This is a genomic window from Ruegeria sp. C2, assembly GCF_056537765.1.
Genome location: NZ_JBQFRZ010000001.1, coordinates 1,162,294 through 1,184,936, shown reverse-complemented (window position 1 = coordinate 1,184,936; position 22,643 = coordinate 1,162,294). Strand labels below are relative to the sequence as shown.

The following is a 22,643-nucleotide window of genomic DNA, read 5'->3' as shown; positions in this document are numbered from 1 at the left end:
GAGGGCTTTCACCTCAGCCGCTTCAGAGCTATGAGGGCGCCATGACCGCCTCATCCGACCGTCCCCGTATTCGCCTGAAACCCAAAGCCAACGCGCGTGGGTTGCGCCATGGATTTCCATGGGTCTACGCTAACGACATCGTGACCGACCGGCGCACTCGCAAGATCGCTGCCGGAGCGTTGGCGGTGCTGGAAGACGACAAGCGGCAGCCCATTGCGCTGGTCGCCGTCAATCCAGAGTCGAAAATCATGTGCCGGGTGCTGGATCGCGACATTGACGCCCAACTGAACACAGATTGGTTCGAAACCCGGCTGCGTCGTGCGCTGGAGATGCGCAAACGCCTGTTTGACGCGCCATACTATCGCTTGATCCACGCTGAAGCCGACGGCTTTCCCGGCGTGATTGTCGACCGGTTCGGGGACGCTTGCGTCATCCAGCCCAACGCTGCCTGGGCCGAAGCGCATCTCGAAGCCCTGACGGATGCGCTGGTCTCGGTGACCGGGGTAACCACGGTACTGAAGAACGCAACCGGCCGCACCCGAGGGCTGGAGGGACTCGACGACATAAACCAGACCCTGCGTGGAGCAGCCCCCGAAGCACCACTTCCGGTTCCCATGAACGGCGCGACCTACATGGCCGATCTGACCGGGGGTCAGAAAACGGGCCTGTTCTACGATCAACGTCCCAACCACGCCTTTGCAGCCCGCCTGGTGCATCCTGAGGCGCAGGTGCTGGACGTGTTCAGCCATGTCGGCGGCTTTGGTCTGGCCATGCTGGCGGGCGGTGCTGCCCAAGCACTCGCGGTCGATGGTTCTGCCGCCGCTCTGGCGCTGGCGGAACAAGGGGCCGAGGCTGCAGGTGTCTCTGACCGTTTCAGCACCCGCCAAGGTGATGCGTTCGATGTTCTGACGCAACTGGGCGAGGAAGGCGCGACGTTCGATGTGGTGATCTGCGATCCACCGGCCTTTGCACCTTCGAAACAGGCGCTTGACGCTGGTTTGCGCGCCTATGAACGGATCGCGCGACTTGCTGCGCCGCTGGTGAAATCTGAGGGCTATTTGGGCCTGTGCTCTTGTTCCCACGCAGCGGACCTCGGTCGTTTCCGCGATGCCTCCTCACGCGGCATCGGTCGGGCAGGGCGGCAAGCACAGCTGATCCACACGGGCTTTGCCGGACCGGACCACCCTCAACTGCCGCAACTGGCCGAAAGCGGTTACCTCAAGGCCGTGTTCTACCGCCTATGAAAGCCGTTCTCGACACATGCGTCATCTATCCTACGGTGATGCGAGAGATGCTGTTGGGCGCCGCTAAGCTCGGCCATTTCCAGCCGATCTGGTCCGCGCGAATCCTCGAAGAATGGGCGCGTGCCGCCCGCAAGATCGGACCAATGGGCGAAACACAGGCCCGTGCTGAAATTGCCTTGACCCAATCACAATGGCCCAAGGCCGAACATCCTGCAGCGTCAGGATTGGAAAAACGCCTCTGGCTGCCGGATGCCGCCGATATCCACGTTCTCGCAACCGCCGTCGACAGTTCCGCCGATGTCATTGTTACCGTGAATGCAAAGGACTTTCCCAAACATCTGCTGGCGGAAGAAGGTCTCAATCGTCGCGATCCCGACGGGCTGCTCCACAGTTTTTGGTTGGAAGATCCAGAGGGCATCGCCGCCATCGCAGCCGCTGTTCTGGCCGAGGCCAATCGTCTTTCTGGCGATCAATGGACCCTGCGCGCCTTGATGAAAAAAGCCCGTCTCCCGCGCCTCGGCAAAGCCCTCACAATCTGACGGGGGTCTTTCTTCATCTGATGGCGGAGCTGGACCCTCGCATCCGAACTTATCGACCCGATCTCCAACGCTGCTCAAGCACCTCTAGCGCTGCGATCCGTTCATCCGTCTTAGGATGGCTCATCAACCAGGCCGGAACCACGCCGGCGCGCTGCTCCGTCAGTTCCTCAAGCTTGTGAAACAGCGATTTCTGCGGCCCGATCCCGATCCCAGCCTTAGTTAGCAAGGCAGCGGCATACTCATCCGCCTCATACTCATCCCCACGCGACAGGCGCGAGGCCAGTAGGTGCGTCAGCATATTCGCAATCCACGCGCCGATGAAGGGAATGAACCGGTTCAGCAACATCATCAGCGCCGCCCGCATCGCGTTCTGGCCGGAAAAATCGATCATCCGCCGCCGTGCATGCCCCAAAGCCACATGCCCCAGCTCATGCGCGATCACACTGGCCATCTCTTCGGCCGAGACTTCACCATTGCGAAACTTGCGATAGAACCCGCGCGTGATGAAAATACGCCCGTCCGGTGCGGCCAGCCCGTTCACCGGATCGATCTCGTAAATATAGACGGGCACCCGATCAATCTCCAACGCGGCTGCCAATCTGTCTGTCATGCGCTTGAGCGCAGGATCTGCCAATTCGGTTGACTTGGCATCCAGTTCACGATGGGTGCGCCAGACGGAAATCCGGTACATCGCAACGGCATAGGCAATGGCCAGCAGGATCGGGGTGAGGCGAAGCATGGCTTAGATATGGGCGGCCCGCCTTATAGAGGCAAGCCGCTATTCCCAACTTAACCCCGATTAGAGGGTGTTACGCAGTCCAATGCTACCGGCTAGGCGATGGCAACTGAAGGTTCGAGTGAAACTCGGAGAGAGACTGCTTGGTCAAAACCGCGCCCTTTGAAGCCTCGAAAAACGCATGTTCAGCCTCTTTCTCTGCAACCAAGGTGTCCGTTCTCAAATCCCTCACATCCGCCCGCAGATCGTCACGCGCCTCCTCATAGGCTTCCGCATCGCGTAGTTCGTCCTCAAATGCGCTGAGGTCGTCATCGTAATTCGGGTCTGTGGGATCAAGTGCGTCGATATCATCAGCGATGTCTTCACTGCTTCGGCCATCATAGCTCTCGTTCAGGTCACGCAGTTCGCGGCGTGCCTCATAGAGGTCTCCGCGCAGATTATAGTAGGTTTCCGCCGCGGCCTGATAGGTCGCGATCTTGCCCACATTGCTATTGGGTGAGGCGTTGCGGAACGCTGGGGTCGCCGCCTTGGACGCATTCAGGTTTCGTAGCTTGTCCGAGCCATAGGGGTCGGTGATCGCTGCAACAAGCGGATCACGGTAATAGCGGTAGCGGCCCTTCTTTCGATCGGAATATCGATTGCCATAGTGCAGCCGGTAATCAGTTTCTTCGTAGATATTCTTTTCGACCGAATAGTCGTAGTTACCGGGATCGTACGGCACCGGCTGGATCGTCGCCCCGTCCTTGTGCCGATAACCCGGCTGCGGCAGATCGAGATATCCATGGAACTCTTCCAGCGTTCCGTTAGTCAACGTCCGCCCTTTCGACGCGTCAAAGAACGCGGTTTCTGCATCCTGCAGAGCATCGCGGGTTTCGTATCTCAGATCCCTCACATCTGCCCGCAGATCGTCACGCGCCTCCTCATAGGCTTCTGCATCGCGTAGTTCGTCCTCAAATGCGCTGAGGTCGTCATCGTAATTCGGGTCTGTGGGATCAAGTGCGTCGATATCATCAGCGATGTCTTCGCTGCTTCGGCCATCATAGCTCTCGTTCAGGTCACGCAGTTCGCGGCGTGCCTCATAGAGGTCTCCGCGCAGATTATAGTAGGTTTCCGCCGCGGCCTGATAGGTTGCGATCTTGCCCACATTGCTATTGGGTGAGGCGTTGCGGAACGCCGGGGCCGCCGCCTTGGACGCATTCAGGTTTCGCAGCTTGTCCGAGCCATAGGGATCGGTGATCGCTGCAACAAGTGGATCGCGATACTGACGTTTGTCGGATCTCTTCCCATTATGGGGCTTAGACTGATAATCCGTACGCGCAACCGGACGAGGAGAATACTCGACCGGAGCAACGGACGCCTTGCGGTGAGTTTTTTTTGTACGGTTCGCGCCCGATGTGGATTTCGCTCGCACGCGTTTGCCAAAGAGTTGCTCGACATCGCGTTTGAATTCTCGCCCCAGCCCGGCGAGCGTGGTTTTTTGAACCTTGCCGTTCTGGCCTTTGTTTTTGGCTGACCGTTGGGGCTTGGTTTTCTGCTTCTTATGCTTCTTGCCAAAGCCAAATGCCTTGTTCGAGCGTATGGTTCTGGATTTAGCCTTACCAGTATCTTTCCCAGCGCTTTTGGCGCCCTGACCTTTGCCGGATTTCCCTTTGTCTCCGCCTTTATTGCCTTTTCCAGAGTTACCCTTGCCGCCGCGTCCCTTGCCGTTCCCGTTGCTTTTGTCACTCTTCGCATAAGCAGCGTCTGGTGCCAGTGCGAAAGTGGCGACAGCGCCAGATGCAAGAACCAACGCGGTAATGGTCAATACGGAAGTCAGAATCTTGAGCAGTTTAGAATTGGTCATCTCAGCCCCCCAGCCTCAACCATTTTCTTTTTATATCACGAATTCGCGTGGGGCAGAGAATTTTACAACGATTGTCTCTGATGCGAGCATTGTGGGACGTGGATTACCAGAATATGAATCGATTGTTTCTGATATCGGGCCAATTCGGCGTCCAGCAAGGCTTAACGTGTCAGTTCTCGCATGCCCTGTTCCAGCCCGGCCAGCGTCATGGGCACCATGCGATCCTCGAAAATCTCCCGGATCATGCTGACCGAATGGGTGTACTCCCAATACTTCTCGGGCACCGGATTGATCCAGAGGTTCGACGTCCACTGCTCGCGTGCGCGCTGCAGCCAGACCTGACCGGCTTCCTGGTTCCAGTGCTCATTGGCACCGCCGGGATAGGCGATCTCATAGGGGCTCATTGAGGCGTCGCCGACAAAGATGCATTTGTAATCCGGGCCATAGGTGCGCAGAACCTCATGTGTCGGTGTCTGCTGGTCCCAGCGGCGGCGGTTGTCGCGCCAGACGCCTTCGTAAAGGCAGTTGTGGAAGTAGTAATATTCCAGATGCTTGAACTCGGTCCGGGCGGCGGAGAACAGTTCTTCGACCACCTTGATATGCGGGTCCATCGAACCGCCGACGTCCAGAAACAGCAGCACTTTGACGGCGTTGTGACGCTCAGGGCGGGTTTTGACGTCGAGATAACCGTGTTCGGCCGTGGCGCGGATGGTGCCGTCCAGGTCCAGTTCTTCGGCAGCACCTTCGCGCGCCCAACGCCGCAGGCGTTTCAGAGCAACCTTGATGTTGCGGGTGCCCAGCTCGACCGTATCATCGAGATTGCGAAACTCGCGTTTGTCCCAAACCTTCACAGCGCGCTGGTGGCGGCTTTCCTTCTGGCCGATGCGCACGCCTTCGGGGTTGTAACCATAGGCACCAAAGGGCGAGGTTCCGGCGGTGCCGATCCATTTGTTGCCACCTTGGTGACGGCCTTGCTGCTCTTTCAGCCGCTCGCGCAACGTCTCCATCAGCTTGTCGAACCCGCCGAGCGCCTCAATCTCTGCCTTTTCTTCGGCGCTGAGGTGCTTTTCGGCCATCTTTGCCAGCCAATCCGCCGGAATATCGACGGCTTCTAGGACCTGATCAAAGCTGATCTCGTTCAGGCCCTCGAAACTGGCCGCAAAGGCGCGGTCGAACTTGTCGATATTGCGTTCGTCCTTCACCATCGACACGCGGGCGAGGTAGTAGAACGCTTCGACGTCATAGGTCGCCAGCCCTTTCTTCATGCCTTCCAGAAAGGTCAGGTATTCGCGCAGGGATACGGGAATGCCAGCTTTGCGGAGGTTTTCGAAGAAGGGCAGGAACATAGGTCTAGACCATGCGAACCAGAATCAATGAGATGATCAGACCCAGCAGGGCAAAAGCGATGCCGTAACCGGCGGCATATTGCGCCATATCCGCGCCGCTGCCGTTGCGTTTGCGCGCGGCCCGGGCACCCAAAATCGCGCCCAGAATCGCCATGCCCAGAACCACTACCATCTGCAGTTATCCACCCGTGTTTGCGGTGGACGCCTGTGCAAGACCTTCCGACACCGAGCGCACCACCAAATCCGAGCCGAAGCCGTAGCGCGCCCACCCAATGCTGTCCAGTCTGACGGTGCGTGCCTGATCGATTTGTCCCGACTGTCGCAGGGCCTCGGACTTTAGTAACAGCAAAGTGGCAAGCAAGGCCGCATTTTCGGCCTTTGTCATGACCTTGATGGCATCGTTTAATTCAGGCAGCGCGTCTTCACCTTGGCCTTGCGCCAGTGCGAAGGCAGTGGTCTGCGCAGTCACATGCGCCCGCTGCACTTCGGTCCCGGGGGTGGCGTCGAGATACTTCAGAGCCAGCGCATATTGCAGTTGCGCCGCATCTGGATCATCGAACTGCCCCATGCGGCCCAGCAGATAATGCGGGTAGGCACGGCGGTGATCGGTCCAGCCTTGCTGCTTGCCGATCCGGGCGGCTTCTTCTGCGGCTTTGACCCGCTTGGCCGAGCCTGAGCCGGATCCCAAAGCACGTTGTACGGCGTTGATCCAGGCGCGAGGCGTCTCGGTCACAGGTTGCGGGGCAATCCGGTCGCCGCGCGGGTTCAGTCGGCTGAGTACGCCGGGCAGGACTGCCGCAACCTGTTCCTGGGTCATGCCGCTTTGCAGTTCGGGCGCATAGGCCGTGCGCAAGATCAGCATGTCGAACCCGGTTAACACGGTGTGGAAATTGTCGTCGTTGAACACCGAATCCGGCAGGCGATATAGATCGTTCAGCGGACCGAGCGCCTGGGCCAGCTCTTCATGCAGGCAGTCGCGAACTTCCTGCGGGCTGGCGTCATAGGGGATGAAGATCCCGATCCGCTCGCGGCTGCGCAACTCGGTCCAGTTGCTTTTGCTTTTGCGTCGATCACGGCGGTATTCTTCCAGGCTTGAGGCATTGGGCACCACGAAACATGCCGCTTGCGGCAGGATACGACGGATTTGCTTTTGACTGACTGCTTCGATGGTGATGCTCGCCTGACCTTCCGGGATCTGGCGGATGTCGATCCGCGCCTCACGCTGCAGCCGGGTCAGCAGGCGGCTGAGGTCGGTCTGCATCGAAGGCGGAGGCGTTCCGGTCAGTCGCACGGTGATTGGGCCTTCGAACCGGGTGAAGACCGGCAGTTCAGCACCGCTTTCCAGAGCGAAATGCAGCGATAGGAAATCCGCCGCGATGTTCTTGTTGGACCGGGCAGGCGCGCCGGGGCGGGCGGTGCCAAACGTCTTGGACGGGGGCAACGCCTCCTCGATCACCTTGATGCGCGTCGGCAGCTCGATCCGGTCGACCGAGGTACAGGCGGAGAGAGCCGCCAGCAGGAGGGCTGCACCCAGACGCTTCATGGTCGTTGATACTTCAGAAACGGCGTTAATTTGCCGATGCGGTCGTAAAGCTGGCGCGCGGTGTGATTGAATTCCTGCGTCAGCCAATAGACGTTCGGCGCTTGTTGCCGGTCAGCTTCGTCATAAACCGCCTGAATCAGCGCACGCCCTACACCGGTGCCGCGCGCCTCGGGGCGGGCATAGAGGTCCTGCAGATAGCAGACGCGTTCGACCTTCCAGGCATGGCGGTGAAACAGATAGTGGGTCAGCCCCACCAGCCTGCCGTCCAGCTCGGCCACAAAGCAGGAAAAGTCTTGCGGATCATCACCTAAGAGGCGAGTGAAGGTGGTGTCATAGACCTCCTCCGAGACCTCGGACTCATAGAATGCCAGATAGTCGCGCCACATCTCGGCCCACGCCGCCCGGTCGTCGGGGCGCAAAGGGCGGATGATGGGGACGGTCGACATTTTCGGATTTCCTGCTCTGCGGGGCCCGTTTACATGCCGGGCTTTGGTTGTTGCAATGCTGACATCCGGCCCCGCGGAAGGCAAGCCGTGATCACCGGATGTTCATGTGTTCAGCGTTTGCTGCGCGCCATAAATGCAAGGCGTTCGAACAGATGCACGTCCTGTTCGTTCTTCAGAAGTGCGCCATGCAGTTTGGGCAGGGCATTGGCCCCATCACGCTTGAGGTCTTCTGCCGTCAGATCCTCGGCCAGCAGCAGCTTGAGCCAATCCAACACCTCCGAAGTCGAAGGCTTTTTCTTCAGCCCTTGCGTCTCGCGGATCTCGTAGAACTGCGTCAGGGCTGTGGTCAGCAGCGCATCCTTAATGCCGGGGTGATGTACCTCGACAATGCGGCGCATGGTGGCCTCATCCGGGAAACGGATGTAGTGGAAGAAACAGCGACGCAGGAAGGCGTCGGGCAGTTCCTTTTCGTTGTTCGAGGTGATGATCACGATAGGGCGGTTCCTGGCCCTGATCGTCTCGCCGGTCTCGTAGACATGGAACTCCATCTTATCGAGTTCCTGCAGCAGGTCGTTGGGGAATTCGATATCGGCCTTGTCGATCTCATCGATCAGCAGGACGACCTTTTCATCAGCTTCAAACGCCTGCCAGAGCTTGCCCTTGCGGATGTAGTTCGAGACATCGTGCACACGCTCTTCACCCAACTGGCTGTCGCGCAGGCGGCTGACCGCATCATATTCATACAGACCCTGCTGCGCGCGGGTTGTGGATTTCACGTTCCATTCGATCATCGTCAGCCCAAGCGCGCCTGCCACCTGCTTGGCCAGCTCGGTCTTGCCAGTGCCGGGTTCGCCCTTGACCAGCAGCGGGCGCTCCAGCGTCACGGCAGCGTTCACGGCAATATTCAGGTCGTCGGTGGCGACGTATTCGGCGGTGCCTTGGAAGCGTGCGGTCATGTGACCCTCATGTAGTGGAGCAATATTCAATCCGGGTTACAGAGAGGCGACATTTTTGACAACCCGGATCGCAGCGTCGCGACGCTGCGATCCGGGCTTTGAAGTGATTCGTCGATGCTTCATTAAGCTTGCGGTTGAACCTGCCCGGAAATTGCCCGGTTCCTTCCACAAAGAATTTAGCTTTTGTTGTTAGTGGTCTCATATTTAGACATGCCGGAGCGACGGCGCGTCGGGTAACACGTTTGCATAGTGACATTCCTGACGTGGTCGGATACACGCTCCGCAGAAGGGGGTGCCGAATGTCAGGTGATACAACCGCTACCGACGTTTCAGCCCATACCGAGGGAGCAACAATGAAGCAGGAAGTTTTTCTGCCGGAGGATTACCGTCCGGCCGAAGATGAGCCTTTCATGAATGATCGTCAGCTTGAGTATTTTCGTCGCAAGCTGCTGGATTGGAAAAACGAGCTTTTGGCAGGTAGCCGCGATACGATCGAAGGGCTGCAGGACAATACCCGCAACATTCCGGATGTCGCCGACCGCGCCAGCGAAGAAACCGATCGTGCGCTGGAACTGCGCACCCGGGATCGTCAGCGCAAGCTGGTCGCCAAGATCGACTCGGCCCTGCGTCGGATCGATGAGGGGGAATACGGGTATTGCGAGAAAACCGGTGATCCGATCTCGCTCAAACGTCTGGATGCGCGTCCGATTGCGACCATGACGCTTGAGGCACAAGAGCGTCACGAGCGCCGCGAAAAGGTTCACCGCGACGATTGATCGCTGGAAATAGACAGAAACATCAAACGCCGGGGTCTTCCACTCCGGCGTTTTTGCGTTATGGCGGAGGCATGAATATCAAGGGTCTGAATTTCTGCGTCATCGGTGGTGGCATCGGCGGGCTGGCCGCGGCTCTGGCGCTGCGTCAGCGCGGTGCGCAAGTGACGGTGTTCGAACAGGCTCCTGAACTTACCGAGGTTGGGGCAGGCCTGCAGATCAGCGCGAACGGCATGGTGGTTCTGCATGCTCTGGGTGTGGTCGGCGACGTGCCTGAGGCCGGACAACGCTCGGCGGGGACGGTGCTGCGGGATTATCGCAAAGGGCGTGTGATTAGTCGGGTTGCCGGGCCTGCGGCGGGGGCTACCTATTATTATCACCGGGCCGATCTCCTGGACCTTCTGCACAAGGCGGCTGAGCGGGCAGGGGTAAACATCCGTCTGGGTACGCGCGTTACCGAGGTCCGCAAACATCCCGGAGAGGCCGAGGTTGTTCTGGCCTCGGGCGAAAGGCTGCGCGCCGAATGCGCCATCGTCGCCGATGGTGGCCGCAGCGTGATCCGCCCGTTGTTAAATGGCCCCGAGACACCGGAGTTTACCCATCAAATCGCATGGCGCGCGACCGTGCCCTGTTCCGAACGCACCGAGACCCCACGCGCCTCGCTGACGATGGGCCCTGGCCGTCACGTGGTCAGTTATCCGCTGCGGGATCAGAGCCTGATGAATATCGTCGCTATCGAAGAACGTTCGGATTGGCGCGAGGAAGGCTGGCGACGTGAGGGTGATCCGGACGACCTGCGCACGCGGTTTGCCGATTTCGGAGGGCCGGTTCGCGATCTGTTGAACCAGGTGGATGAGGTGCATCTATGGGCGCTGTTCCTGCGCCCAGTTGCCCGAAGCTGGCAGAATGGTCGTCTGGCATTGCTCGGCGATGCTGCGCACCCAACCCTTCCGTTCATGGCGCAAGGTGCTTGTTTGGCGCTGGAAGACGCGTGGGTTCTGATCCGCGCGTTTGAGGAACAATCCGGCGTGGCGCAGGCTTTGTCCGCCTATGAGGCTAAGCGCCGACCACGGGCCAGACAGGTGGTGGCCGCCGCAAATGCGAATGCACGCAATTTCCATTTGCGCGGCCCGATGCGTCTGGCGGCGCAAGCGGCGCTCTCGGTGATTGGCCCGAGGCTGTCACGTAAATATGATTGGATCTACGCCTACGACGCGACGGCGTGACCGTCAGAGGTCGAGGTCGACCCAGACCGGTACGTGATCTGACGGCTTTTCATGCCCACGCACTTCGGCATCTATCTGGCAGTCGCGCATCAGATCAGCCGCTTGCGGTGTCAGCAGGAAATGGTCGATCCGAATACCGTCATTCCGGTTCCAGGCGCCAGCCTGATAGTCCCAGAACGAATAGTGACCCGGCCCTTGAGTTCGGGCACGAAATGCCTCTGTGAAACCAAGATTTAGGATTTTCCGAAACGCCGCACGGCTTTCAGGTCGAAACAGAGCGTCCTCACGCCAGGCCTCGGGCCTTTTGGCATCCTCCGCTTGCGGAATTATGTTGTAGTCACCGGCCATCAAAGCGGGCTCTTCCGAGGCAAGAAGCGCGCGCGCCCGGTCGTATAGCCGCTGCATCCACGCAAGCTTATAATCGTATTTAGGGCCCGGAACCGGGTTCCCGTTTGGCAGATAGAGGCCACAAATTCTAAGGGCCCGATTACCCACCACCGTCGCCTCAATCCAACGCGCTTGTTCGTCCTCGTCGTCGCCCGGCAAGCCTCGCGTCACATCTTCAAGCGGGAACTTAGATAGGATCGCAACACCATTGAAACTCTTCTGTCCGTGGGTTTCGACATTATAACCGCGCTCTTCGAACATTTCGCGCGGGAAGTTCTCGTCCACCGATTTGATCTCTTGCAAGAGTACGATATCCGGTTGCGCGTCATCCAGCCAACGGGGCAGAGCCTCAGCCCGCGCCTTGATGCCATTGATGTTGAACGTGGCGATTTTCATGCGCGATCCTCCGACAGCCTTATGGCAACCTATCGCGCAGAACCGGGCGAACGGCAAGTCGAGACGGTGGGAAGCGAGGGGCCAGCCCCTCGCGCGAGCTTACATCGAAAATGATGTGCCACAGCCGCAGGACGAGGTGGCGTTCGGGTTTTCGATCACAAACCGTGCACCGATCAGTTCCTGGGTGAAATCTATCACCGCGTTTTCCAGAAACGGCAGTGAGATCGCGTCGACGATGACTTTCTGGCCCTTGCCTTCGAGGATCAGGTCGTCGTCTTTCGGAGTGTCCAGTGCGATTTCATATTGAAAACCGGAACATCCGCCACCTTCAACCGCGACGCGCAGGGCTTGGCCCTGATCTGCAGCGCCGATTTCGGCCAGGCGATCGAAGGCGCGATCTGTGACGGTTGGGGGCAGATTCATGCCGGTCTCCAAAGGTTTATTTCCTCAGCGCAGTACAATATATGAAACCTGAAGACAGGCGACAAGGACAAGACCTTTGGAAAGAGCGGGTTTTGCCTCGGATCCGGGCCGCGCAAGGGGGCGGCTTGTGCCGGAGGAAGAGAGCAGCTTTCGGTCGTGCTTTCAGCGCGACCGCGACCGGATCATTCATGCCAGCGCGTTTCGGCGCCTCAAGCATAAGACACAAGTATTTGTGGAACATGAGGGAGACAGCTACCGCACACGCTTGACCCACTCGATTGAAGTGGCGCAAGTCGCGCGGACCATTGCTGGTGCGCTGGGCTTGAACCCGGAACTGACAGAGGCTGTGGCACTGGCGCATGATCTGGGTCATACACCGTTCGGGCATACAGGCGAGGATGCGCTTCATGCGCTGATGGCGCCGTATGGCGGCTTCGATCATAACGCTCAGGCCATTCGGATCGTGACCAAGCTTGAGCGTCACTATGCCGAGTTCGACGGGTGCAACCTGACTTGGGAGTGTTTGGAAGGTATCGCCAAGCACAATGGACCTGTGGTTGGCGAGTTGCCCTGGGCTTTGGCTGAATGCAATCAGGGCTTTGATCTCGAACTCCATACACATGCGAGTGCTGAGGCGCAGGTGGCCGCGCTTTCAGATGATATAGCTTACAACAATCACGATCTGTTTGATGGGTTGCGCGCGGGACTGTTCAGCGATGAGGATATCCAGCAGCTTCCCATAATCGATGCCTGTTTCGCTGATGTGGATGCTAAATATCCAGATCTGGACGCTTACCGCCGCAGGCACGAGGCATTGCGGCGGGTCTTTGGTGTGATGGTCTCGGACGTGATCGACACGTCGCGCGGGCTGATCTCGGCTTCGGGGGCACAGACGGTCGAAGAGATCAGACATCTGGGTTATCCGGTCATTCAATTCTCGGATGCGCTGTGGATGCAGCTCAAGCAGATCCGGGCATTCCTCTTTTCGCGTATGTACCGCGCACCCAGCGTGATGCAAGTGCGCGCCAAGGTGAGCAAAGTGGTTGAGGAATTGTTCCCGATCTATCTGAACGATCCGAAGCAAATGCCGCGACATTGGCATCGCGATATCGAGGCGGCAACCGATGAAACTGCTTTGGCCCGGATCGTTTCAGATTACATCGCGGGCATGACCGACAGGTTTGCGCTGCAGGATCATGCCCGACTGACCGGAGATCACTCGATCGCGATATAGGCGATGGCCCAGACCTGCTGGCTGGCCTGCGTTTGGGCCAATTCCGCGTCATCCGTAGCCGGGAAAACGATCATGGTAGGGCCGTAACCGCCGATGCCCATGGGCGCACCATCTGCATGGGTGGCCACGATGGGTCGGTGCGTTTCGATGCTTTGCCATGGGATTTCCGCCTGGTAGCCGTCCAGCGCCATGGGTAGGGCAGATTTGCCCTCGGCCCCGGCCATCGCCATCACGTCAGACAGCAGAGGCCCTGAGAAGGTATAATCACGCTGGTTGTCTGGGGGGCCGTAGGGGATGGTGATCTCGATCTGCTCCAGCCCGTCCAGCATCGCCGCATCAAAGCCTGAGGCGCCAGTATGTGTAACTTCGAGGTAGCCGAGCAGTCCGCCGACATCTTCACCTCGTGGGGGCAGGTTGGTTTCGGTGACGGCGCCACCAAGCGTCAGCAATATATGGCCCTGTGGCGAGGGCATTTCGGCCCAGCTGGGCAAGGCGGTAGTCAGCAACAGGGCAAAGGGCAGGGTGAGGCGCATCAAAGGGCTCCAGTCAGCTTTTTTTTCGACCTTAGCCCTGTTCGCGGTTAATCCAAGCGCAAACTTTAGGCGTCCATTGACCTTGGCGGTTTGCGTGGTAAACCCCGCGACAAGCAAAAGGACATCCGAAATGAACCTGTTTTCCGAGATCCGCGGCCTTGTACTGGACGCGCTGGCGCAGATGCAGTCCGAAGGTGCGCTGCCTGAGGGGTTGAGCTTTGACAACGTGGCGGTCGAACCGCCGCGCGATGCCGCGCATGGAGACATGGCGACCAACGCGGCCATGGTGCTGGCAAAACCGGCGAAGATGAAGCCGCGCGACATTGCTGACGTACTGGCCGGAAAGCTGGCGGCAGATGAACGGATCACCAGTGCTGAGGTGGCAGGGCCGGGCTTCCTGAACCTGCGTCTTGCGCCGTCGGTTTGGCAGGGCGTTCTGGCGGCGGTGCTTGAGACGGGCACGGACTATGGGCGCTCAACCATGGGGCATGGGCAGAAGGTGAATGTCGAGTATGTCTCGGCCAATCCAACCGGGCCGCTACATGTGGGCCACACGCGGGGCGCGGTGTTCGGCGATGCGCTGGCAAGCCTGCTGGCCTATTCGGGCCATGATGTGACCCGCGAATACTACATCAACGATGGCGGCGCGCAGGTGGATGTGCTGGCGCGTTCGGCCTATGAGCGGTATCGCGAAGCCAACGGGCTGAGCCCTGAGATCGCCGAGGGGCTGTATCCCGGCGATTACCTGATCCCGATCGGTGAGGCGCTGAAGGAGAAATACGGCGACAGCCTGATTGACAAGCCGGAAAGCGAGTGGCTGGAAGAGCTGCGCGAGTTTTCGACCGACGCAATGATGGACCTGATCCGGGCTGACCTTAAGGCGCTGGGCGTCGAGATGGATGTGTTCTTCTCGGAGAAATCGCTCTATGGCACGGGCCGGATTGAGGCTGCGCTGCAGTCGCTGACCGATAAGGGCCTGATCTATGAAGGCGTGCTGGAGCCTCCCAAAGGCAAGAAACCCGAAGATTGGGAGCCGCGCGAGCAAACCCTGTTCAAATCGACCGAGCATGGCGATGATGTCGACCGCCCGGTCAAGAAATCGGACGGCAGCTGGACCTATTTTGCACCGGATATCGCTTATCACTACGACAAGGTAAGCCGTGGCTTTGACGCTCTGATCGACGTATTCGGCGCGGATCACGGAGGCTATGTGAAGCGGATGAAAGCTGCTGTGTCGGCGCTGTCTGATGGCAAAGTACCGCTGGATATCAAGCTGACTCAGTTGGTGAAGCTGTGGAAGAACGGCGAGCCCTTCAAGATGTCCAAACGCGCCGGGAACTTTGTTACGCTGCGCGATGTGGTCGATCAGGTCGGGCCTGATGTGACCCGTTTTGTGATGCTGACTCGCAAGAACGACGCGCCGCTGGATTTCGATTTCGATAAGGTGCTGGAACAGAGCCGAGAGAACCCGGTGTTCTACGTTCAATACGCCCATGCCCGGGTCATGAGCGTCCTTCGCCGTGCTGCTGAGGCCGGGATTGCTGCCGATGACGCCGCCCTTGTCGGGGCCGATTTGGGCAAGATTGACCACGCCTCTGAGCTGACCGTGGCCAAGAAGCTGGCAGAATGGCCACGTCTGGTTGAAATCGCGGCGCGTACCAACGAACCGCATCGGGTTGCCTTCTATCTCTATGAATTGGCTGGGGATTTTCACGCGCTGTGGAACAAGGGCAACGACGAAACCCAGCTTCGCTTTATTCAGGATGGCGATGTTGCCACAAGCCAGTCGAAAATCGCATTGGCGCGCGCTGTTTCTGTTGTGATTTCAGCGGGCTTGGGTATTCTTGGCGTTACCCCGGCGCAGGAGATGCGGTAAACAATATCGCCCGAACCGCCGGTCTGAGGTAGGCAAGAAATGACCCGCGCGCCACTTTTTAAGGCGCGAAACGGGCGGTGAGGCGGATATGGCACGTTACGATTACTCGGGGCAGGCAAGCCCCGAGCAGATGCATTACTCGAATCAAACGCATCCTGAAGATGCGTATGGCTATCCCGACGAAAGCTATGGCTATGACGAGGCCCCGCGCGCAGGCGCAGGGTTGGGTCGCATTGTCAATGTGCTTGGGGCGGTTGCGTCTCTGGCACTGGTCGCAGGCGTTGGCGTCTGGGGTTATCAATTGATCATGCGCGACGTCAGCGGCGTGCCGGTTGTGCGGGCTGCCGAAGGGCCCATGCGCGTGCAGCCCGAGAACCCGGGTGGCACGCCTGCCGATCATCAGGGTCTGGCTGTGAACGCTGTGGCCGCAGTTGGAACTGCAGCCCCCCCGGCGGATCGCCTGATCCTTGCCCCGCGCCCTGTGTCGTTGACCGACGAAGACACGCCTATGGCTGCGCTTGAGGCGACAAACGCCGTGCAAGTGATCGAAGAACCTACCACCGATCAGGCCGTCGTGAATGCACTGGTCGAAGGGCTTGCCGCCGAAACCCAGCCTGAGCAGGGCGAAGAGCAGAACATGCAACTCGCCGCGCTGGTCACGCCTGAAGAAGAGCCCGCGATTGATCCGGTTGATTATGCCGCACAACAGCCTGACCCGGCGATTGCCGCGCTGCCGGGCGTGCGCCGGTCGCTGCGCCCGCAGGTACGTCCGGCCCGAGCCACGCCCAGCTCGATTTCATCCAACAGCGCCACCGAGGCGGCGATCAACGCTGCCGTGAAGGCAGCGGTTGGGTTGGATGTCGATCCCGACACTCTGTCCAAAGGCACGCGGTTGGCTCAACTCGGCGCTTATGAAAGTTCCGATGTAGCGCAGGCCGAATGGGCGCGTCTGAATGGGCGCTTCGGCGAGTATATGGATGGAAAACAGCGTGTTATCCAAAAAACCTCAAGCGGTGGGCGTACCTTCTATCGCCTGCGTGTCATGGGGTTCGATGATCTGAGCGACTCGCGTCAATTCTGCGCCGCACTGGTCGCGCAAGGCGCCGATTGTATCCCGGTCGCCGTCCGGTGAGCTTTGGAGCAGTTATCACCGATGCCGAAGGACTACGCCTGACATCGGATGAAAAAGCCCTGTTCAAGGAGATGAACCCGTTTGGGTTCATTTTGTTTGCTCGCAATATTGAAACTGCCGATCAGACTCGCGCTTTGTGCGCCGATTTCCGCGAGGCAGTCGGGCGGAATTGCCCGATCACAATTGATCAGGAAGGTGGTCGCGTGCAGCGCTTGCGCGCGCCCTTGGCCCGCGAATGGTTGCCCCCTTTGGATCATGCCGCACGCGCCGGAGATCAGGCCGAACGCGCGATGTATCTTCGCTATCGTCTGATCGCACATGAATTGCTGGAATTGGGGATCGACAGCAACTGTGCGCCAATGGTTGATCTGGCCCGTGACGATACACATGCTTTTCTGAAGAACCGCTGCTATGGCTCTGATCCCGAACAGGTTTCTGCGGTTGGTCGAGCCGTTGCCACCGGGCATCTTGATGGTGGCGTGTTGCCGGTAATAAAACACATGCCGGGCCACGGCCCGTCGACGCTCGACAGTCATCACGACCTGCCGCATGTGGACCTGTCGCTGGATGCGCTGGAAGTGGTCGATTTTGCCCCGTTCCGAGCACTCAATGATCTGCCGATGGGAATGACAGCTCATCTGGTCTACGATCAGATTGATCCCCGGCCCGCGACCATTTCTGCCGGAATGATGACCTTGATACGTGAGCGGATTGGTTTCGACGGTCTGATTATGACCGACGATATCACGATGAAAGCACTCAACGGCGCGCCCGCCGACTTGGCTCGCCAAGCCTTGGACGCCGGATGCGATGTCGCATTGCACTGCAACGGGGCGTTTGAAGAACGTGCGCAGGTGCTCGAAGCCGCCGGATTAATGACCGATGCAGCACAAGCCCGCGCAGATCGTGCGCTGGCTCAGCGGCAACCGCCACAGGAACTTGACATCCAAGCCGCCGAGGCGGAACTATCTGCCCTAATGGGCGGGCAGGTATATGCAGGATAACCTTTTCAGCGAAGACCCGGTCTCGGTCGCCGATCGGCTTGCCGCCGAGGCGTTGATCGTTGACGTCGACGGGTTCGAAGGCCCGTTGGATGTGCTGCTGACCCTGTCGCGGACGCAAAAGGTGGACCTGCGCAAAATCTCGGTTCTGGCGCTGGCGCAGCAATATCTGACCTTCGTCGAAAAGGCACGGCAGCTGCGGATCGAACTGGCCGCCGACTACCTGGTGATGGCGGCTTGGCTGGCCTTTCTCAAATCCCGTTTGCTGTTACCCCCCGATCCGGATGATGAAGGGCCGTCGGGTGAGGAACTGGCGGCGCACCTCGCGTTCCAGTTGGAACGCCTGCAGGCTATGCGTGATGCCGCCGCACGGCTGATGGCGCGTGATCAGTTGGGTCGCGATTTCTTCAAGCGCGGGCAGGGCGAGGATGTCACCCGCATTCGCACCGTGACCTACTCCGCCACGCTGCTGGACCTGATGCAGGGCTATGCGCGTATCCGCACGCGCGACGAGTTCCGCCCCTTCGTAATGGACCGCGACGCCGTCTTTACGATGGAACAAGCGTTGGAGCGGATGCGACCCCTGATTGGCTTTGCCGGTGCCTGGACGGACATGGAGACTTATCTGCCCGAAGGCTGGGATGCCGACCCGGTGCGGCGACGCTCGGCCACGGCTGCAACCTTCGCAGCCTCGCTTGAGCTGGTGAAAGAAGGACATATGGAGATCAAGCAAAGCGAGACCTTTGCCCCGATCCATCTGCGTAAGAGGACCGAAACACGTGAGTGACGCACCCGAAGAGACAGGTACGCTGTTCGAAGCACCTCCGCTGGCCGAGCAAGAGCGGATGGTCGAAGCTGTGCTGTTTGCCAGCGCCGAGCCGGTGACGATTGCCGATCTTGAAGCGCGGATGCCCCATGGCAGCAATGCCGCGCAAGCCGTTGAATCGCTTCAGAAGCGCTATGAAGGACGTGGTGTGCGTGTCGTACGAGTGGGCGAGGCTTGGGCGATCCGTACCGCACCCGATCTGGGCTTTCTAATGCAGAAGGAAACAGTTGAGACCCGCAAGCTGAGCCGGGCCGCAATCGAAACGCTGGCGATCGTCGCCTATCACCAGCCCTGCACGCGGGCCGAGATCGAGGAAATCCGCGGTGTTTCCGTCTCGCGTGGCACCATCGATCAGCTTCTTGAAATGGAGTGGATCAGGCTAGGTCGACGCCGCATGACGCCGGGTCGTCCGGTGACCTTTGTGGTGACGCCCGAGTTTCTGGATCATTTCGGCTTGGAGAATGCCCGCGACTTGCCGGGCCTGAAAGAGCTGCGCGCCGCAGGGTTGCTGGAAAACCGGCCTCCGCCCGGCACCGTGCCTCTGGGCGAGGGGCAGGAAGCAGACGAGGACGAAGATCAGACAGAGCTGTTCGAGGAAGAGTGATCGGTCAGCCCTTTTGTTGCCGCAGAACGTGTCTATTGTAGAGTGCAGGAAACGGAGTTGAGCCAATGAATGCCAATCGGATCATCGACATGATCGTGCGCCAAGTGACCCGTCGCCTTGTGAACCATGGGGTCAACAAGGGGATCGATCTGGCAAGCCGAGTGGGACGCAAACCGGATCAGTCAGAGACCCCGGGCAACCCGGAAGCTGACCGCCAGATGCATGACACCGCCGCGCGCCAGAAACAGAACGCCAATCAGATGAAGCAGATGACCCGCCAGATGCGCAGGTTCATGAAGTTCTGAGGATCAACCAACAGCCTTGAAATGCTTGGACAATTTCAGGCCCTGACCCTGATAGTTCGAAGCAATGCCTGCGCCATATAGCTGCGTCGGCATCTCAGCCATCTTCTCATAAACCAGCCGCCCAACGACCTGTCCGTGCTCAAGCACAAAGGGCGCCTCATGGCAGCGTACTTCCAGCACACCACGTGATCCGGCACCGCCCGCTTCGGCATGACCGAAACCCGGGTCGAAGAACCCGGCGTAATGCACACGGAACTCACCCACCATGGCCAGATATGGGGCCATTTCTGCGGCGTACATTGGTGGGATATGCACCGCCTCGCGGCTGACGAGGATGTAGAACGCACCGGGGTCAAGGATGATGCGCCCGTCCTTGGTGCGCACCTCCTCCCAATATTCCTGCGGGTCGTATTCGCCGATCCGGTCCAGATCGATCACCCCGGTATGGGGTTTGGCGCGATAACCGACCAGATCGGTGTCGGGCAGCCGCAGATCGACCGAGAACCCCAGGCCGTCCTGAATGACGGCTGGCCCGTCGACCAACGGCGTCTGTCCATGCAACGCGGTCAGTTCGGCGTCGCTCAGAACAGCCTGACCCTTGCGGAAACGGATCTGATTCAGCCGCATGCCGGGGCGCACCAGCACCGAAAAAGAGCGCGGACAGATCTCTGCATAAAGCGGGCCGGTATAACCTGCGGGCACCCGGTCAAACTCGGTGCCGCCATCGGTGATGGTGCGGGTCAACAGGTCCAGCCGCCCGGTCGAGCTTTTGGCGTTGGCCACGGCGCTGACATCGCCGGGCAGCGCAAGCGCTTCCATCAGGGGCACCAGATAAACGCAGCCTTTTTCCAGAACCGCGCCGTCGGTGATGTCGATGCGATGCATCTCGAACTCAGCCAGACGATCTGCAACGGTGCGTCCTTCGCCTGCCAGGAACGAGGCACGCACCCGATAAGCCACTGTTCCCAAACGCAGATCAAGGCTGGCCGGCTGCACTTGGGCCGGGATAACATCCGGGTTCGCAGTGATCTCACCACGCGCGATCATCGCTTCCAGCTGCTGGTTTGGGCAAACACCTGTCATCTTGATCCCCCCTGATGCCAGAGCGGGATCCGGCCTATGTGCCATAAACGTCGGTGTGATTTGGTCGGGCTAGCAGGACTCGAACCTGCGACCTTCCGTCCCCCAGACGGACGCGCTACCAGGCTGCGCCATAGCCCGACGTTGAGGTGTTCATAAAGACTTTCCCGGCAGGGGCAAGAGGAAATCATCGCCTTTTTTGCTATCCCGCCGCGTGGTGTTCAACGCGATCCAGCCAGCTGCGCAGATCCTTTGCGATCGGCGCAATTTGCTTCAGCAGCTCGTCGTCATAGTCGCCTCGATTCCACGCCAGCGAAGCAATACCCCCCATCAACGGAGCCGCATCGACCTCATCAGGCTGTTGTGGCTGTTCCACGGTTGCCGGGGCCGGGGGCTTTGTGGCGGCGGGCTGGACGGGCTCACCCAGATCCAAGTTGATCTGATCCGCTGGCTCTGCCGCCGGTTTTGCGGTGAAGGGCACAACCGTGCTTTCGGGCGCAGGCTCTGGCGCGGTTTCGTCGAGCGCGGGGGACAAAGACGCCACATGTGCCACACCTTGTTCGCGCAGGATGCGCTGAACGCCTTTGATGGTAATCCCATCTTCATGGAGCAGTTTCTTGATGCCACCCAGCAGGCGCATATCATTAGGGCGGTAGTATCGCCGCCCTCCGGCTCGTTTGACGGGCTTGACCTGCGTGAACTTGCTTTCCCAGAATCGCAGCACATGAGCCTGAACTCCGAGCCAATCCGCAACTTCACTGATCGTGCGAAATGCGTCGGGAGACTTACTCATAACACAGACGTCCTGAACTTACTTGCGATTCCCGGCTGCGACGCGATCCTTCATCAGGTGCGACGGGCGGAAGGTCAGCACGCGGCGCGGCTGGATGGGAACTTCTTCACCGGTTTTGGGGTTGCGGCCAATGCGGGCGGTTTTATCCCGAACGCTGAACGTGCCAAAAGACGAAATCTTCACCTGCTCGCCACGCACCAGTGCGTCGGACATGTGGTTCAGTACGCTTTCGACCAACTGCGCGCTTTCGTTGCGTGACAGGCCCACCTCACGGAAGACGGCCTCGCTCAGATCCATTCGGGTTAGTGTTTTGTCGCCCATACTTTTTCCCCTGTTGATGGGGAAGCATATGGCGATGCGAAATTCGCTGTCAATATCAATGAATTGCGGGCGGCTCTGTAAGCCGGATTGTGCCGGTTACCAGCGTAGGGCGACCGCGCCCCAGGCCAAACCGCCGCCGATGGCTTCAGTCACGATCAGATCGCCCTGTTTGATCTGTCCACGCTGCTTGCCAACGGACAGTGCCAGGGGAATCGATGCTGCCGAGGTGTTGCCGTGGTCCTGAACCGTGACGACGACATGGTCCATCGGCAGACCCATTTTCTTGGCGGTGCCCTGAATGATGCGGATATTGGCCTGATGCGGCACGATCCAGTCCACATCGTTGCTGGTCAGGCCCGCACGTTCCAGTGCGACCTCGGCTGTTCTAGCCAGTTTCTCGACCGCATGACGGAAAACCTGATTACCCTGCATGCGCAGATGCCCGGTGGATTGGGTCGAGACCCCGCCATCGACATAAAGCAGATCCTTGTAACGCCCGTCCGAATTCAGATCGGTCGCCAGAATGCCACGATCATCAGGCGTGCCATTGCCTTCCTGTTCTTCCAGCACCAATGCACCTGCGCCATCGCCGAACAAGACGCAGGTCGAACGATCGGTCCAGTCCATGATTCGCGAAAAGGTCTCGGCCCCGATCACCAGCACTCGCTTGGCCTGACCAGACAGGATCAGAGCATTGGCATTGCTCAGTGCGAATACAAAACCGGCGCAGACGGCTTGCACGTCAAACGCAAAGCCGTTGGTCATGCCCAACCGGGCCTGAACCATTGTCGCTGCAGACGGAAAGGTCAGATCGGCGGTTGAGGTTGCCAGAACGATGGCGTCAATGTCTTCAGCAGTCAGCCCGGCATCAGCCAGCGCGGCCTCGGCCGCTTTGGTGGCCAGATCGGAAGTGGTTTCATCATCGGCTGCGAAATGTCGCCGCTCGATACCGGATCGGCTGCGAATCCACTCATCCGTCGTATCCAGTGTTTGCTCGAACTCAGCGTTTGGCACAACGCGCTCCGGCAAATAATGTCCGACACCTACAACAACTGAGCGGCCTGCCATGCTGGGGTACTG

At 59.3% G+C, this 22,643-nt stretch carries 25 protein-coding genes and 1 tRNA gene; 11 read left to right on the top strand and 15 right to left on the bottom strand.

Annotation, left to right across the window (positions count from 1 at the left end):
• Positions 1 to 41: 41 nt before the first annotated feature.
• Together ACR0IV_RS06035 and ACR0IV_RS06030 are read left to right on the top strand one after the other, a co-directional pair.
• Positions 42 to 1,244 carry an RSP_2647 family RNA methyltransferase gene (locus tag ACR0IV_RS06035; RefSeq protein WP_480657394.1) on the top strand — a complete coding sequence of 401 codons (1,203 nt, stop codon included), beginning with the start codon at positions 42 to 44 and terminating at the stop codon, positions 1,242 to 1,244.
• Entirely contained in the window at positions 1,241 to 1,783 is a 543-nt protein-coding gene (locus ACR0IV_RS06030; protein ID WP_480657395.1) for an RSP_2648 family PIN domain-containing protein, read from the top strand. Before ACR0IV_RS06035 ends, ACR0IV_RS06030 begins: the two co-directional genes overlap by 4 nt.
• Positions 1,784 to 1,832: 49 nt before the next feature.
• Here ACR0IV_RS06030 and ACR0IV_RS06025 read toward each other — a convergent pair whose 3' ends face one another.
• The 7 genes from ACR0IV_RS06025 to ACR0IV_RS05995 form a co-directional block, all read right to left on the bottom strand.
• Positions 1,833 to 2,522, bottom strand: a complete 690-nt coding sequence (locus tag ACR0IV_RS06025) for a M48 family metallopeptidase (protein ID WP_480469535.1) — start codon at positions 2,520 to 2,522, stop codon at positions 1,833 to 1,835.
• Positions 2,523 to 2,607: 85 nt separating this feature from the next.
• Positions 2,608 to 4,362: a hypothetical protein gene (locus ACR0IV_RS06020; protein ID WP_480657396.1), complete on the bottom strand. Its 1,755-nt coding sequence runs from the start codon at positions 4,360 to 4,362 to the stop codon at positions 2,608 to 2,610.
• 161 nt (positions 4,363 to 4,523) lie between these two features.
• Positions 4,524 to 5,708 carry a vWA domain-containing protein gene (locus ACR0IV_RS06015; protein WP_480657397.1) on the bottom strand — a complete coding sequence of 395 codons (1,185 nt, stop codon included), beginning with the start codon at positions 5,706 to 5,708 and terminating at the stop codon, positions 4,524 to 4,526.
• Positions 5,709 to 5,712: 4 nt separating this feature from the next.
• Complete coding sequence (locus tag ACR0IV_RS06010; RefSeq protein ID WP_480469538.1) at positions 5,713 to 5,880, bottom strand: hypothetical protein; 168 nt, start codon at positions 5,878 to 5,880, stop codon at positions 5,713 to 5,715.
• 6 nt (positions 5,881 to 5,886) lie between these two features.
• A complete protein-coding gene (locus ACR0IV_RS06005) occupies positions 5,887 to 7,251 on the bottom strand; it encodes a DUF2927 domain-containing protein (protein WP_480657398.1) in 1,365 nt (454 codons plus the stop codon).
• Positions 7,248 to 7,697, bottom strand: a complete 450-nt coding sequence (locus ACR0IV_RS06000; RefSeq protein WP_480657399.1) for an N-acetyltransferase family protein — start codon at positions 7,695 to 7,697, stop codon at positions 7,248 to 7,250. The genes ACR0IV_RS06005 and ACR0IV_RS06000 overlap by 4 nt, the downstream gene beginning before the upstream one ends.
• 110 nt (positions 7,698 to 7,807) lie before the next feature.
• Entirely contained in the window at positions 7,808 to 8,653 is an 846-nt protein-coding gene (locus ACR0IV_RS05995) for an AAA family ATPase (protein WP_480657400.1), read from the bottom strand.
• A 353-nt stretch (positions 8,654 to 9,006) separates the two neighbouring features.
• Here ACR0IV_RS05995 and dksA point away from each other — a divergent pair, with 353 nt between their 5' ends.
• On the top strand, positions 9,007 to 9,429 hold the full coding sequence (gene dksA / locus ACR0IV_RS05990; RefSeq protein WP_170432517.1) for an RNA polymerase-binding protein DksA: 423 nt from the start codon (positions 9,007 to 9,009) through the stop codon (positions 9,427 to 9,429).
• Positions 9,430 to 9,500: 71 nt separating this feature from the next.
• The gene (locus ACR0IV_RS05985) at positions 9,501 to 10,652 is read left to right on the top strand and encodes an FAD-dependent oxidoreductase (RefSeq protein ID WP_480657401.1); all 1,152 of its coding nucleotides are present in this window, start codon (positions 9,501 to 9,503) and stop codon (positions 10,650 to 10,652) included.
• Positions 10,653 to 10,655: 3 nt separating this feature from the next.
• Here ACR0IV_RS05985 and xth read toward each other — a convergent pair whose 3' ends face one another.
• Together xth and ACR0IV_RS05975 are read right to left on the bottom strand one after the other, a co-directional pair.
• Positions 10,656 to 11,435 (bottom strand): exodeoxyribonuclease III, encoded by a 780-nt coding sequence (gene xth, locus ACR0IV_RS05980; protein ID WP_480657402.1) that lies wholly within the window; start codon positions 11,433 to 11,435, stop codon positions 10,656 to 10,658.
• Between the two features lie 99 nt (positions 11,436 to 11,534).
• Positions 11,535 to 11,858 carry a HesB/IscA family protein gene (locus ACR0IV_RS05975; protein WP_480657403.1) on the bottom strand — a complete coding sequence of 108 codons (324 nt, stop codon included), beginning with the start codon at positions 11,856 to 11,858 and terminating at the stop codon, positions 11,535 to 11,537.
• A gap of 76 nt (positions 11,859 to 11,934) precedes the next feature.
• On the opposite strand from ACR0IV_RS05975, the gene ACR0IV_RS05970 reads away from it, so the two are divergent.
• A complete protein-coding gene (locus ACR0IV_RS05970) occupies positions 11,935 to 13,092 on the top strand; it encodes a deoxyguanosinetriphosphate triphosphohydrolase (RefSeq protein WP_480469545.1) in 1,158 nt (385 codons plus the stop codon).
• Here the strand turns inward: ACR0IV_RS05970 and ACR0IV_RS05965 are convergent.
• Positions 13,074 to 13,625, bottom strand: a complete 552-nt coding sequence (locus ACR0IV_RS05965; protein WP_480657404.1) for a putative pterin-binding protein — start codon at positions 13,623 to 13,625, stop codon at positions 13,074 to 13,076. The two genes, ACR0IV_RS05970 and ACR0IV_RS05965, sit on opposite strands and share 19 nt — an antisense overlap.
• Before the next feature lie 130 nt (positions 13,626 to 13,755).
• On the opposite strand from ACR0IV_RS05965, the gene argS reads away from it, so the two are divergent.
• The 6 genes from argS to ACR0IV_RS05935 all read left to right on the top strand — a co-directional run bounded on the left by argS (position 13,756) and on the right by ACR0IV_RS05935 (position 19,369).
• Positions 13,756 to 15,501 (top strand): arginine--tRNA ligase, encoded by a 1,746-nt coding sequence (gene argS / locus ACR0IV_RS05960; protein ID WP_480657405.1) that lies wholly within the window; start codon positions 13,756 to 13,758, stop codon positions 15,499 to 15,501.
• Between the two features lie 88 nt (positions 15,502 to 15,589).
• Entirely contained in the window at positions 15,590 to 16,633 is a 1,044-nt protein-coding gene (locus tag ACR0IV_RS05955; protein ID WP_480657406.1) for an SPOR domain-containing protein, read from the top strand.
• Positions 16,630 to 17,637: a beta-N-acetylhexosaminidase gene (gene nagZ / locus ACR0IV_RS05950; RefSeq protein WP_480657407.1), complete on the top strand. Its 1,008-nt coding sequence runs from the start codon at positions 16,630 to 16,632 to the stop codon at positions 17,635 to 17,637. The genes ACR0IV_RS05955 and nagZ overlap by 4 nt, the downstream gene beginning before the upstream one ends.
• Complete coding sequence (locus ACR0IV_RS05945) at positions 17,627 to 18,421, top strand: segregation and condensation protein A (protein ID WP_480657408.1); 795 nt, start codon at positions 17,627 to 17,629, stop codon at positions 18,419 to 18,421. Before nagZ ends, ACR0IV_RS05945 begins: the two co-directional genes overlap by 11 nt.
• Positions 18,414 to 19,064 carry an SMC-Scp complex subunit ScpB gene (scpB, locus tag ACR0IV_RS05940; RefSeq protein WP_480657409.1) on the top strand — a complete coding sequence of 217 codons (651 nt, stop codon included), beginning with the start codon at positions 18,414 to 18,416 and terminating at the stop codon, positions 19,062 to 19,064. Before ACR0IV_RS05945 ends, scpB begins: the two co-directional genes overlap by 8 nt.
• Before the next feature lie 65 nt (positions 19,065 to 19,129).
• Positions 19,130 to 19,369 carry a hypothetical protein gene (locus tag ACR0IV_RS05935; RefSeq protein ID WP_480469551.1) on the top strand — a complete coding sequence of 80 codons (240 nt, stop codon included), beginning with the start codon at positions 19,130 to 19,132 and terminating at the stop codon, positions 19,367 to 19,369.
• Between the two features lie 3 nt (positions 19,370 to 19,372).
• On the opposite strand, the gene ACR0IV_RS05930 is transcribed toward ACR0IV_RS05935, so the two are convergent.
• The 5 genes from ACR0IV_RS05930 to ACR0IV_RS05910 form a co-directional block, all read right to left on the bottom strand.
• Positions 19,373 to 20,452, bottom strand: coding sequence for a 2'-deoxycytidine 5'-triphosphate deaminase (locus tag ACR0IV_RS05930; RefSeq protein WP_480657410.1), 1,080 nt, complete (start codon positions 20,450 to 20,452; stop codon positions 19,373 to 19,375).
• Positions 20,453 to 20,513: 61 nt separating this feature from the next.
• A tRNA-Pro gene (locus tag ACR0IV_RS05925) sits at positions 20,514 to 20,590 on the bottom strand.
• A gap of 61 nt (positions 20,591 to 20,651) precedes the next feature.
• Entirely contained in the window at positions 20,652 to 21,242 is a 591-nt protein-coding gene (locus tag ACR0IV_RS05920; protein WP_480657411.1) for a MerR family transcriptional regulator, read from the bottom strand.
• 18 nt (positions 21,243 to 21,260) lie between these two features.
• A complete protein-coding gene (gene ihfA, locus ACR0IV_RS05915; protein ID WP_008755922.1) occupies positions 21,261 to 21,563 on the bottom strand; it encodes an integration host factor subunit alpha in 303 nt (100 codons plus the stop codon).
• Between the two features lie 96 nt (positions 21,564 to 21,659).
• A complete protein-coding gene (locus ACR0IV_RS05910; protein WP_480469554.1) occupies positions 21,660 to 22,631 on the bottom strand; it encodes a beta-ketoacyl-ACP synthase III in 972 nt (323 codons plus the stop codon).
• Positions 22,632 to 22,643 lie beyond the last annotated feature (12 nt).